The following is a 12,226-nucleotide window of genomic DNA, read 5'->3' on the forward strand; positions in this document are numbered from 1 at the left end:
AACAACTCCTGCCCCTCCGGACAGAGGGGCAGGCGCAACGAGCTTAAGCCTGGGTAGCGTATTTGGCCAGGGTAGGGTCGTTTTTCAGAACGTTGATGGTGTTGGTATGGACATCTTCAGCGGTAGCGTCGGCTTTGCTGAAGATCTGGTTGAAGTGCTCGTGGGTGACTGCGGCGAAATGCGCACGGTCTTGCGGTGCAACGCCCAGCACGACCGCGTACGTGGTCAGTGCTTCGCCTTGGCCCATGGCCATGTCTTTGGAAAGCTCGTCCATCATGCCGTTCATGGCAATCCAGGACTTACCGCCGTAGGTGAGTGCGCTGTTGGTGGAGCAACCGTTGGTGCCCGAGGTCATGCCGAACGTGGCGTTGCCGGAGGTGCCGTTGGTGGTCGATGCGAGAAAGTGAGCGGGGGTACCGCGCTGACCTTCAAACAGCATGTTGCCCCAGCCACAATCCGGGCCGCCAGGAGCCTGGGCCATTGCGTTGATGGAAACAGCTGCGAAGAGAGTACCAAGAAGAATCCGTTTCATAGCTTTGTTCTCTTTATATTCAACCAAGGGTCAGGGTTCATGGCCCGTACAAGCGCCAGGGCGGCCAGAGTCGTGTTTACTCGGGTACGCGGAACTTGGAGTTTAGGCAGGTTCCAAGGGTTCCGCTGTTTATTACAAAATGTTGTCTGCAAGAAACACCTGTCTATCCGGGCAAACCTGAGTCGGTTGATAAGCCATCAGGATTTTCCTGCCTTGCAAGTCATGTGCAGCGAGCGCCAGAATGCCGGTCATCTGCCCCGTGATGTAAGGATGCCCGATGCCCGATCCAGTTGCTGCCAGCCTGCGTCTTGCGCCCGAAGCGCTGACACGCCCGTTTTCCGCTGAACAGTTCAGCTTTTCGACGACCAATGATCTGGAACCCTTTCGCGGAGTGCTCGGTCAGGAGCGAGCGGTTGAAGCCCTGCAATTCGGCGTGGCCATGCCGCGCCCCGGTTACAACGTGTTTGTCATGGGCGAGCCCGGCACCGGCCGGTTCTCGTTCGTAAAGCGCTACCTCAAAGCCGAGGGCAAGCGCATGCAGACCCCTTGCGATTGGGTCTACGTCAATAACTTCGATGAACCCCGGGAGCCAAAGGCTCTGGAGCTGCCTCCGGGCAGCGCGCATCAGTTCATCACGGTCATTGGTGGCTTGATCGACAACCTGCTGGCGACTTTTCCGGCGGTTTTCGAGCACCCGTCCTACCAGCAGAAAAAAAGCGCCATCGACCGTGCGTTCAATCAGCGCTATGACAAGGCTCTCGACGTCATCGAGCGCCTTTCTCTGGAAAAAGACATCGCCCTGTATCGCGACAGCACCAACATCGCCTTTACGCCGATGCTGGATGGCAAGGCGCTGGACGAGGCGGAGTTCTCCCAGCTGCCGGAGGCGGATCGCGAACGTTTTCACGATGACATCTCGGCGCTGGAAGAGCGCTTGAACGAAGAGCTGGCCAGCCTGCCGCAATGGAAGCGCGAATCCAGCAATCAGATGCGCCAGCTCAACGAAGAAACCATCACCCTGGCGTTGCAGCCATTGTTGGCGCCATTGTCCGAGCAGTACGCTGAAAACGCGGCGGTGTGCGCTTACCTGCAAGCGATGCAGGTGTATTTGCTCAAGACCGTGGTCGAGCAATTGGTTGACGACAGCAAGACCGACGCCCAGGCCCGCAAGTTGCTTGAAGAGCAATACAGCCCTAGCCTCGTGGTGGGTCATTCCTTTACCGGTGGCGCTCCGGTGGTGTTCGAGCCGCATCCGACCTACGACAACCTGTTCGGGCGCATCGAATACAGCACCGACCAAGGCGCGCTTTACACGACTTATCGCCAGTTGCGTGCCGGGGCGTTGCATCGCGCCAACGGCGGATTCCTGGTGCTTGAAGCGGAAAAAATGCTCAGCGAGCCCTTTGTCTGGGATGCCCTGAAGCGGGCGCTGCAATCGCGCAAGCTGAAGATGGAGTCGCCGCTGGGTGAGATGGGTCGTCTGGCCACCGTGTCGCTGACGCCGCAAGTGATCCCGTTAAACGTCAAAGTCATCATCATCGGCGCGCGTTCGCTGTATTACACCTTGCAAGACCTCGATCCTGACTTTCAGGAGATGTTTCGCGTCCTGGTGGATTTCGACGAAGACATCCCGATGTACGACGAGACCCTGGAGCAGTTTGCCCAGTTGCTCAAAACCCGGACATCGGAAGAGGGCATGGCACCGCTCACCGCCGATGCCGTGGCGCGTCTGGCCACCTACAGCGCGCGTCTAGCCGAGCATCAGGGGCGTCTGTCGGCGAAAATCGGCGATCTGTTTCAGTTGGTCAGCGAAGCGGACTTTATCCGGCAACTGGCCAATGACGACAAGACCGATGCCGGGCATATCGAACGTGCGCTCAAGGCCAAGGCCACCCGAACCGGGCGCGTGTCGGCACGGATTCTGGATGACATGCTGGCGGGCATCATCCTCATCGACACCGATGGCGCAGCCGTGGGCAAGTGCAACGGGCTGACGGTGCTGGAAGTCGGCGACTCGGCATTTGGTGTGCCGGCCCGCATTTCCGCGACGGTTTATCCCGGCGGCAGCGGCATTGTCGACATCGAGCGCGAGGTTAACCTCGGCCAGCCCATTCACTCCAAGGGCGTGATGATCCTCACCGGTTATCTGGGCAGCCGCTATGCCCAGGAATTCCCGCTGGCGATTTCCGCAAGCATCGCCCTGGAGCAGTCCTACGGTTACGTGGACGGCGACAGTGCTTCGCTGGGCGAGGCGTGCACGCTGATCTCGGCCTTGTCGAAAACGCCGCTCAAGCAGTGCTTTGCCATCACGGGTTCCATCAACCAGTTCGGCGAAGTGCAGGCGGTGGGCGGGGTCAACGAGAAAATCGAGGGTTTCTTCCGGCTGTGCGAGGCTCGTGGCCTCACGGGCGAGCAGGGCGCAATCATTCCTCAGGCCAACGTCGCCACGCTGATGCTGGACGAGCGCGTGCTGCAAGCGGTTCGCGCCGGGCAGTTTCATGTGTACGCGGTGCGCCAGGCCGATGAGGCATTGAGCCTGCTGGTGGGCGAGCCTGCCGGCGAGCCGGACGAAAACGGCGAGTTCCCGGAAGGCAGCATCAATGCGCGGGTGGTGGAGCGTCTGCGCGACATCGCTGAAATGCTCAGTGATGAAGACCTCAAGGAAGAACTGGAGAAGGAACCGGCGCAGTTGGCACCGGAACTCAAGGCGTAGGGTCGTTCAGATTGAACTGCACCCCAAAGTCTGGATAAGTGTCCAACTTTTGGGGTGCAGCTTAGATCGTGGGACCGGCTTTAGCCGGGAAGAGGCCAGTCCATTCGCTGCATTTGCAGGCCTGGAACATCGCCTTCCCGGCTAAAGCCGGTCCCACAAGGGAAGTGAGCATTTCGCGTAGTGCGATCTCGTTGGAGCGAGCGGGCGGCGTTCCGACTTGCCCGCGAAGAGCACTTCCACCGACGACCACTCATCCCCCTTTTCTCTCGATTCCGGCTTTTCTTCTATCCTGTGTTGTTACCACGGTGGTCAAAGGGACTGACGCGCTGCTTCAGCAGTATTGGAGGGTGAATACCGTAGCCTACGAGGAGCTCGCCATGTTGCGTAGCCTCTGTCTTACTCGCCAATGCCTGGGTCTGATGACCCGAATCGAATGTGCGATCCGCCCCCTTTCAGGTGACAACGGCATGTGGACGTTGCTGTTTGCCGCTGGCATGACCGGGGGACAACCTTCTGCCATCAAGACTCAAGGACCGTTTCACGGGGCCCTGGCAGCGGAATCGGTGATGATCGCCATCACCGAAAGCCTTACCTTGCAGGGGTATGAAGTGCTCGACGAAATGCCTACCTGGAGCCTGCACCTGCAAGGTGAATTGCGCCGTCTCAATGGCGATGCCTCTCGGTCCAGACGAACTTTGCCTTTCTGACAAGCCCTCCCATTGCGTCAAACCGCGATGCCTTGTGTTCCCTGTTTCAGTTCTGGAATGCAGCAGTGGCATCGTGCTCGGCTTCCGGTTTATCTGCCCTCTATGAATCTCGGCGCTGCTGGTATACTCGCCGCCACTTTCAATCATCTGTGAATTCAAATGGAACGTTTTCTCGAAAACGCCATGTACGCCTCCCGTTGGCTGCTGGCACCGCTGTATTTCGGTTTGTCTTTGGGCTTGCTTGCGCTGGTCCTGAAGTTCTTTCAGGAAATCTTCCACGTCCTGCCCAATGTATTTGCCCTGGCTGAGTCGGATCTGATTCTGGTGCTGCTGTCGCTGATTGACATGGCGCTGGTAGGCGGCCTGTTGGTGATGGTGATGATCTCGGGTTACGAGAACTTCGTCTCGCAACTGGATATCGATGACGGCAAGGAAAAGCTCAACTGGCTGGGCACCATGGATTCTTCGTCACTCAAGATGAAGGTGGCGGCTTCCATTGTGGCGATTTCCTCTATCCACCTGTTGAGGGTGTTCATGGATGCCAAGAACATCGAGCCGCAATACTTGATGTGGTATGTAATCATTCACATGACCTTCGTGGTGTCTGCTTTTGCCATGGGTTATCTGGACAAGCTGACCAAGCACTGAGTTTGCCTACGCGCGTTTCACGCCGCCCGGCCATTGCGAGATGGACGGGCGGTGTCGTTTCTGATGCACGAATCCGCTATGTTGTACGTGGTTTATTCATTTGTATAACATTGATGCAGGTTTCGTGAGGAGCTACAGATGACGCTTGAAGAACTGACAAAACATGCCGACGCTGGAAGCATTGACGAACTGAATCTGATCTCCATCGAAGGCGGCATCTATCTGCTGCAGGCGCGACTGCAGGGAACGATCCGCTACCTGAAAGGCGGCGAGGGCGACGTCGCCCATCTGCGCTCCGTCGAGCATGCCCGTGACTTGCTGAAGGATTTCCCACCCTTGCCGTTTCACCTTGTTCACGCCGTCGTCCACGACGAAATGTGCGGCATGCCGGTGGACAAGCGCGAGGCGTTGCGCGTGCCCATCAGCTTTCATTCGAAGTGGTAGGGCTTGCAGCCACCGTGCTGTAGGGGCGCGTCGACCATCTGTGCTAGGCTGCACGGCCTTTTGGTTCGGGGCGCTTTGTTAGAGCGTTCCCCTTGCGGAGCAGCAATATGTCCGAAGTTAACCTGTCTACCGACGAAACCCGCGTCAGCTACGGCATTGGCCGTCAGTTGGGCGACCAACTGCGTGACAACCCACCACCGGGCGTGAACCTGGACGCAATCGTGGCGGGCCTGACCGATGCATTCGGTGGCAAGCCAAGCCGTGTGGGCCAGGAAGAAATGTCCGCAAGCTTCAAAGTCATTCGTGAAATCATGCAGGCCGAAGCCGCTGCCAAGGCTGAGCAGGCTGCGGGCGCGGGTCTGGCGTACCTGGCCGAGAACGGCAAGCGTGAAGGTGTGACCACCCTGGCTTCCGGTCTGCAATTCGAAGTGCTGACCACCGGCAACGGCGCCAAGCCTTCGCGTGAAGATCAGGTGCGTACGCACTACCACGGCACCCTGATCGACGGCACTGTTTTCGACAGCTCCTACGATCGTGGCGAACCGGCTGAATTCCCGGTCGGCGGCGTTATTCCTGGCTGGACCGAAGCCCTGCAACTGATGAGCGCGGGCAGCAAATGGCGTCTGCACGTGCCGAGCGAGCTGGCTTACGGCGCCCAGGGCGTTGGCAGCATTCCACCGCACAGCGTGCTGGTGTTCGACGTCGAGTTGCTGGACGTTCTCTGATCGACTTCAGTCGCATCAGTTGAATGCTGAACGAATCTCCCTGGTTCGCTCAGCATCAACGTTCGGTGGGGGAGTGCGCTGGCCCATGGTCAGTGCAGCTCACCCACCGGGCGTAGCGCTCGCGCATAGCAGAAGAGGAACAGGCTACGCACCAGCTCCTTGAGCACCATCGGTTCGCTTGAACTCAGGTCATGTACATCCAGATCCCCCTGGTCCCGTAATTCATCCAGCGCTTCCTCTTCCAGGACTGCACACACTTCCCCGGTTTCCCGGTGAAGAATCCTGAGGTAAGGGTGTGGGCGATCCAGCCATGCATCGATCAGATAAGTCATGTGTCTTCTCCTTGGAAAGTCCAATGAGAATAATTCTTATTGATGGAATAGCAAGTCTCTATTGAGAATTGTTCGCATTTTGCGCCGAGTGGTTGATTCAGATCACGGAGTTCGCCTTGGCCGTTTTGCAGCAAGTCAGCCAGGCAACAAAAAGCCCGTCACAGGGACGGGCTTTGTTTAGCTGCGACAAGTGATCAGTGGGTGCGCGCGACCGCGAACTCGCTCAGTTCCACCAACGCGTCGCGGTACTCGCTAGGGGGCAGCGCGTCCAGGCAGGTGATGGCACGGGCCACATAGTCTCTGGCCAGCTGGGCGGTGTAATCCAGCGCGCCGGCTTGCTCTACCGCATTGCGGATACTTTCCAAGTCTTCCAGGCCGCCTTTTTGAATCGCCTGGCGCACCAGGGCTGCCTGTTCGGCGGTGCCTTCGCGCATGGTGTAGATCAGCGGCAGCGTCGGCTTGCCTTCGGCCAGATCGTCGCCGACGTTCTTGCCCAGGGTTTCTGCGTCGCCACGATAGTCGAGCAGATCGTCCACCAGCTGGAAGGCTACGCCCAGGTGGTCGCCGAATGTGCGAAGGGCTTCGCTTTGGGCTTCTGTCGCGTTGCACAAGGCTGCGGCACTGTGCGTCGAGGCTTCGAACAGCATGGCTGTCTTGCCGCGAATCACTTCCATATAGGTTTCTTCAGTGGTGCTGGCGTCGCGGATCTTCGACAACTGCAACACTTCGCCTTCAGCGATCACCCGCGTTGCTTTCGAAAGGATCTTCATGACGGGCATCGAGCCCAGTTCGACCATCATTTCGAACGAGCGCGAATAAAGGAAGTCACCTACCAGAACGCTGGGCGCGTTGCCCCAGAGTGCATTGGCGGTGGAGCGGCCACGGCGCATGCCGGACATGTCCACGACGTCGTCGTGCAGCAGGGTCGCGGTGTGCAGGAACTCGATAGTGGCGGCCAGCAGGCGCAGGTCGTCGCCTTCGCGCCCCAGGGCCTTGCCACACAGCAGTACCAGCAGCGGGCGAAGGCGTTTACCACCTGCCGAAGTGATGTAGTCACCGATTTTCGAGACCAGCGGTACGCGCGACGTCAGTTGCTTCTTGATAATGACGTCAACGGCACTAAAATCGTCCGCCACCGCGCGGTAGAAGGCTTGAGGTTGCATCAGCGACAGGTGCTCCAGAAGGGATGCGCCGCATGCTAGGTTGCGGGTCAGAGCGTGTCAAGGCATGACATCCTGGCTCTTGCATCAGCCTTGCGCCTTGCGTACAATCGCGCACCCTAACTTTCCTGGGCAGCACCTGCCTTACGCAATTGCAAACGGGCCGTTCCAGCCCCAAGCAGCCATGCCAGCCGATACTCTACTAATAAAGAGCTGGGTGAGCAGGATTTACGGAGAAATACCATGTCTTATGCAGTAATCGTTACCGGTGGCAAGCAGTACAAAGTTGCTCCAGGTGAATACCTGAAGATCGAAAAGCTGGAAGTCGCCACTGGCGAATCCGTGACTTTTGATCGCGTTCTGTTGGTTGCCAATGGCGACGACGTGAACATCGGCGCGCCAGTTGTTGCGGGTGCCACTGTTGTTGCTGAAGTGATCTCCCAAGGTCGTCACGACAAGATTCGCATCATCAAGTTCCGTCGTCGTAAGCACCACATGAAGCGTATGGGCCACCGCCAGTGGTACACCGAGATCAAAATCACCGGTATTCAGGCTTAATTCAGCCTAATCCTCATTTGGAGAATTGACTCATGGCACACAAAAAAGCTGGTGGTAGTACCCGTAACGGTCGCGACTCAGAAGCCAAACGCCTTGGCGTTAAGATGTATGGCGGCCAGGCTATCATTCCGGGCAACATCATCGTGCGTCAGCGCGGCACCCAATTCCACGCTGGCTACGGCGTTGGCATGGGTAAAGATCACACCCTGTTCGCGAAAGTGGAAGGCGTGATCAAGTTTCAGGTTAAAGGCGCCTTCGGTCGTCGCTACGTGAGCATCGTTCCGAAGACTGAAGTCTCCGCAGCGTAATCATGCAGCAGCTGGAAAAGCCCTGTCTCGCGACGGGGCTTTTTCGTTTTTGAAGGTTGCAGGCTACAGGTTGTAAAAAAGCTTGGTGAGTCTCTTGCAAAACTGTTTGTGCGGGCTGTTGTGATGTTGACCCTGTGAGGTCGCTGGTTTCTGATCGGTATCGCAACGCTCATTTTTGCAAGAGTCTTATGTATTTATGTTGTTCAGCTCGTCCCTGTGGCGGGAGGCGTGCGTTATGAAATTTGTAGATGAAGTATCCATTCGAGTAAAAGCCGGCGACGGCGGCAACGGTTGCATGAGCTTCCGGCGTGAAAAGTTCATCGAGAACGGCGGCCCTAACGGTGGTGATGGGGGTGATGGCGGCTCGATCTACATGATCGCCGACGAAAACCTCAACACCCTGGTCGATTACCGTTATACCCGTCACTTTGACGCGGAACGCGGTTCCAATGGCGGCAGTGCCGATTGCACGGGCAAAAAAGGTGAAGAGCTGGTGCTGCGTGTGCCGGTCGGCACCACGGTCATTGACGCCAGCACTCAGGAAGTCATCGGCGACCTGACCAAGGCCGGTCAGCGCCTGCTGGTGGCTATGGGTGGCTGGCATGGTCTGGGTAACACGCGTTTCAAATCCAGCACCAACCGCGCTCCGCGTCAGACGACTCCAGGCAAGCCCGGTGATCAGCGTGACCTCAAGCTTGAACTGAAGGTGCTGGCTGATGTGGGTCTGCTGGGCTTGCCGAACGCCGGTAAAAGTACCTTCATTCGCTCGGTATCCGCAGCCAAGCCGAAAGTGGCCGATTACCCGTTCACCACCCTGGTGCCAAATCTGGGCGTGGTCAGTGTCGATCGCTGGAAGAGCTTCGTCGTCGCTGACATTCCGGGCCTGATTGAAGGTGCTTCGGACGGCGCAGGTCTGGGGATTCGCTTCCTCAAGCACCTTGCGCGTACGCGTCTGCTGCTGCATCTCGTTGACATGGCGCCGCTGGACGAAACCAGCGCCCCCGACGCGGCTGAAGTTATCGTCAATGAGCTGGTCAAGTTCAGCCCTTCGCTTGCCGAGCGTGATCGCTGGCTGGTGCTGAACAAGTGCGATCAGATCCTTGAGGAAGAGCACGAGGAGCGGGTCAAGGAAATTGTCGATCGCCTGGAGTGGACGGGTCCGGTCTATGTGATCTCTGCAATTGCCAAAGAAGGCACTGAGCAGCTCTGCCGCGACATCATGAACTACCTCGAAGAGCGCAACCTGCGCATCGCCGAAGAGCCGGGCTATGCCGAAGAGCTGGCCGAGCTTGATCAGCGCATCGAAGACGAAGCCCGTGCACAGCTTCAGGCGCTGGATGATCAGCGTGCATTGCGTCGCAGTGGCGTGAAGAGTGTGCATGACATCGGTGAAGACGATTGGGATGAAGATGATGAGGACGATGAAGACGGTCCTGAAATCATTTACGTCCGTGACTGATCGGGTGCAGTAAACTAGACGCCGCTTATTTATAAGCGGCGTTTTTGTATCCGGTTATTCGAATTTGTATCTACCAAAATTCTCTGGCTAAGGTTGGAAGATGATGCGCAGCAAAGTGACGGGCGCTCAGCGCTGGGTCGTGAAGATCGGCAGTGCCCTGCTTACGGCAGACGGCAAGGGTCTTGATCGGTCCGCCATGGGTGTGTGGGTTGAGCAAATGGTGGCGCTGCACAAGGCGGGCGTTGAGCTGGTTCTGGTGTCATCCGGCGCTGTCGCGGCCGGCATGAGTCGTCTGGGCTGGACGGTGCGACCCAGTGCCATGCACGAGCTTCAGGCGGCTGCCGCTATCGGTCAGATGGGGTTGGTGCAGGCCTGGGAATCCAGTTTTGCCGAGCATGGCCGGCATACTGCGCAAATCCTGCTGACTCATGACGATCTTTCTGATCGCAAGCGCTACCTGAATGCACGCAGCACCCTGCGCACGCTGGTCGAGCTGGGCGTTATCCCGGTCATCAACGAAAACGACACCGTTGTGACGGATGAGATTCGTTTCGGCGATAACGACACGCTGGCTGCTTTGGTGGCGAATCTGGTCGAAGCTGATCTGTTGGTGATTCTTACCGATCGCGACGGCATGTTCGACGCTGATCCTCGCAACAATCCCGAAGCTCAGCTTATATATGAGGCGCGTGCCGATGATCCGACACTGGACGCTGTCGCAGGCGGTACGGGCGGCGCGCTGGGTCGTGGCGGTATGCAGACCAAATTGCGTGCGGCACGGCTGGCGGCCCGTTCAGGGGCGCACACCGTCATTGTGGGTGGGCGCATCGAGCGCGTGCTGGCGCGGCTGAAGGCGGGTGAGCGGTTGGGTACGTTGCTTTCCCCTGAGCGCGAAATGCTTGCGGCGCGCAAGCAGTGGCTGGCCGGGCATCTCCAGACGCGCGGCACGCTGGTGCTTGATGAGGGGGCCGTCAAGGCGCTGAGCAATGATCACAAAAGTCTGCTGCCGGTCGGTGTGAAGCTCGTGCAAGGCAGCTTTCGTCGTGGCGAAATGGTGGTCTGCGTCGCGCCGGATGGGCGAGAGGTTGCTCGGGGCTTGAGTAACTACAGTGCACTTGAGGCGCAGAAGATTATTGGTCACTCATCTGACGCCATCGTCCGCGTGCTGGGCTACATGGCAGAGCCGGAGTTGGTGCACCGGGATAACCTGATTCTGGTTTGAGTTCGACTCGGTCTCTCGATAGAAGGAAGATTTGATGCGCGTCATGAAAGGATTGTTGGGGTTGCTGCTGGCGTTTCCGCTTCTGGCTTCGGCCGAGGAGATTGGTCAGGTTTCAACGGTGTTCAAGTTTGTCGGGCCGAACGACCGGATTGTCGTCGAGGCATTCGACGATCCCAAGGTCGAGGGTGTGACGTGTTACTTGTCTCGCGCCAAGACCGGCGGCGTGAAGGGCGGTCTGGGATTGGCTGAAGACCGCGCCGAGGCTTCCATCGCCTGTCGCCAGGTTGGGCCGATTCGCTTCAAGGAAAACCTTAAAGACGGTGATGAAGTGTTCAAGGAGCGCACCTCCCTGGTCTTCAAGACCATGCAGGTCGTGCGTTTCCTCGACAAGAAGCGCAACACGCTTGTCTATCTGGTCTATAGCGACCGAGTCATCGAGGGCAGTCCGCAGAACGCCGTGACCGCGATTCCGATTCTGCCCTGGATGCCTGCGCCCGCGCCTGCGCCTTAAGGGCGAAGATCTGTTGGCGAGGCGTGCCCGCGAAGGGATTTGTGATCCGCAAAGTCGGCTGAATGTGTCGGCCTCTCCCGAGCAGCCCTCGCTCCACGGGGTATGCGTCCAATGGCGCTACAGCTGTGCTCCTCATGTTGGAGCGAGGCTTGCTCGCGAAGGGATTTGTGATCCGCAAAGTCGGCTGAATGTGTCGGCCTCTCCCGGGCAAGCCTCGCTCCAACGGGGTGTGCGTTCAATAGCGCTATATCTGCGCTCCCCATGTTGGAGCGAGGCTTGCCCGCGAACGCATAAATTCAGGCGCTGAATGTGTCGGCGGAACTCCGGTTCGCGGGCAAGCCTCGCTTTTCGGTTCTTCACTAAATCGCAGCCAATAAAAAACCGACCCTGGGGTCGGTTTTTTAACAAGCGGATCGCTTAGGCAGCAGCAGCAAGGTTCAGAGCCTTGATGTGACCATTCAGACGACCTTTATGGCGAGCAGCTTTGTTCTTGTGGATGATGCCTTTATCGGCCATACGGTCGATGATTGGCACGGCCAGAACATAAGCGGCTTGCGCTTTTTCAGCGTCTTTTGCGTCGATGGCTTTAACTACATTCTTGATGTAGGTACGAACCATGGAACGCAGGCTGGCGTTGTGGCTGCGACGCTTCTCAGCCTGTTTTGCACGTTTTTTGGCGGAAGGTGTGTTGGCCACCGTCGAGCTCCTCGAAAGACTTTTTAGGAAATAGCAAACAAAATAGGCCGCGAATCATGCCGATGAGTTGATGTGTTGTCAAGGGCAGTTGATGTGTTCCGCTGAGTGGTCGCTGTGTCTGACCGGATTATTTATTTCCGGTGCGCGACCTGTAAACTCGCCGACTTTGACTCTGTGCTTTTGCGGCGCGGAGTATCGCATAAATGGACAG

At 57.9% G+C, this 12,226-nt stretch carries 14 protein-coding genes; 10 read left to right on the forward strand and 4 right to left on the reverse strand.

Annotated features, from left to right (window positions below; all coding sequences use genetic code 11):
- Positions 1-43 precede the first annotated feature (43 nt).
- Positions 44-532 (reverse strand): DUF3015 domain-containing protein, encoded by a 489-nt coding sequence (locus tag ACP7B0_RS20745; RefSeq protein WP_426143522.1) that lies wholly within the window; start codon positions 530-532, stop codon positions 44-46.
- Positions 533-809: 277 nt separating this feature from the next.
- Here ACP7B0_RS20745 and ACP7B0_RS20750 point away from each other — a divergent pair, with 277 nt between their 5' ends.
- The 5 genes from ACP7B0_RS20750 (at position 810) to ACP7B0_RS20770 (ending at position 5,769) form a co-directional block, all read left to right on the forward strand.
- Complete coding sequence (locus tag ACP7B0_RS20750; RefSeq protein WP_426143524.1) at positions 810-3,245, forward strand: Lon protease family protein; 2,436 nt, start codon at positions 810-812, stop codon at positions 3,243-3,245.
- Positions 3,246-3,622: 377 nt separating this feature from the next.
- Positions 3,623-3,952 carry a hypothetical protein gene (locus ACP7B0_RS20755; protein ID WP_426143525.1) on the forward strand — a complete coding sequence of 110 codons (330 nt, stop codon included), beginning with the start codon at positions 3,623-3,625 and terminating at the stop codon, positions 3,950-3,952.
- Between the two features lie 159 nt (positions 3,953-4,111).
- Complete coding sequence (locus tag ACP7B0_RS20760; RefSeq protein WP_426143526.1) at positions 4,112-4,600, forward strand: TIGR00645 family protein; 489 nt, start codon at positions 4,112-4,114, stop codon at positions 4,598-4,600.
- Positions 4,601-4,738: 138 nt separating this feature from the next.
- Positions 4,739-5,044, forward strand: a complete 306-nt coding sequence (locus tag ACP7B0_RS20765; protein WP_426143527.1) for a DUF6482 family protein — start codon at positions 4,739-4,741, stop codon at positions 5,042-5,044.
- 107 nt (positions 5,045-5,151) lie between these two features.
- Positions 5,152-5,769: an FKBP-type peptidyl-prolyl cis-trans isomerase gene (locus ACP7B0_RS20770; RefSeq protein WP_426143528.1), complete on the forward strand. Its 618-nt coding sequence runs from the start codon at positions 5,152-5,154 to the stop codon at positions 5,767-5,769.
- Positions 5,770-5,858: 89 nt separating this feature from the next.
- On the opposite strand, the gene ACP7B0_RS20775 is transcribed toward ACP7B0_RS20770, so the two are convergent.
- Both ACP7B0_RS20775 and ACP7B0_RS20780 read right to left on the reverse strand, forming a co-directional pair.
- Positions 5,859-6,101, reverse strand: a complete 243-nt coding sequence (locus tag ACP7B0_RS20775; protein WP_426143530.1) for a hypothetical protein — start codon at positions 6,099-6,101, stop codon at positions 5,859-5,861.
- Positions 6,102-6,295: 194 nt separating this feature from the next.
- Complete coding sequence (locus tag ACP7B0_RS20780) at positions 6,296-7,264, reverse strand: polyprenyl synthetase family protein (RefSeq protein WP_426143531.1); 969 nt, start codon at positions 7,262-7,264, stop codon at positions 6,296-6,298.
- Between the two features lie 240 nt (positions 7,265-7,504).
- Between ACP7B0_RS20780 and rplU the strand changes: the two genes are divergently transcribed.
- From rplU to ACP7B0_RS20805, 5 genes are all read left to right on the forward strand, one after another.
- Positions 7,505-7,819 carry a 50S ribosomal protein L21 gene (rplU, locus tag ACP7B0_RS20785; protein WP_026014348.1) on the forward strand — a complete coding sequence of 105 codons (315 nt, stop codon included), beginning with the start codon at positions 7,505-7,507 and terminating at the stop codon, positions 7,817-7,819.
- A 32-nt stretch (positions 7,820-7,851) separates the two neighbouring features.
- On the forward strand, positions 7,852-8,127 hold the full coding sequence (gene rpmA / locus ACP7B0_RS20790; RefSeq protein ID WP_002551972.1) for a 50S ribosomal protein L27: 276 nt from the start codon (positions 7,852-7,854) through the stop codon (positions 8,125-8,127).
- Between the two features lie 235 nt (positions 8,128-8,362).
- Positions 8,363-9,586 carry an Obg family GTPase CgtA gene (cgtA, locus tag ACP7B0_RS20795; RefSeq protein WP_426143533.1) on the forward strand — a complete coding sequence of 408 codons (1,224 nt, stop codon included), beginning with the start codon at positions 8,363-8,365 and terminating at the stop codon, positions 9,584-9,586.
- 103 nt (positions 9,587-9,689) lie between these two features.
- On the forward strand, positions 9,690-10,808 hold the full coding sequence (gene proB / locus ACP7B0_RS20800; RefSeq protein WP_426143561.1) for a glutamate 5-kinase: 1,119 nt from the start codon (positions 9,690-9,692) through the stop codon (positions 10,806-10,808).
- A gap of 34 nt (positions 10,809-10,842) precedes the next feature.
- Positions 10,843-11,319 (forward strand): CreA family protein, encoded by a 477-nt coding sequence (locus ACP7B0_RS20805; protein ID WP_426143534.1) that lies wholly within the window; start codon positions 10,843-10,845, stop codon positions 11,317-11,319.
- A gap of 417 nt (positions 11,320-11,736) precedes the next feature.
- Here the strand turns inward: ACP7B0_RS20805 and rpsT are convergent, their stop codons facing one another.
- Complete coding sequence (rpsT, locus tag ACP7B0_RS20810; RefSeq protein ID WP_065836169.1) at positions 11,737-12,015, reverse strand: 30S ribosomal protein S20; 279 nt, start codon at positions 12,013-12,015, stop codon at positions 11,737-11,739.
- Positions 12,016-12,226 lie beyond the last annotated feature (211 nt).

Source organism: Pseudomonas sp. DWP3-1-2 (assembly GCF_049896285.1).
In the GTDB taxonomy this organism is placed as follows: Bacteria; Pseudomonadota; Gammaproteobacteria; order Pseudomonadales; family Pseudomonadaceae; genus Aquipseudomonas.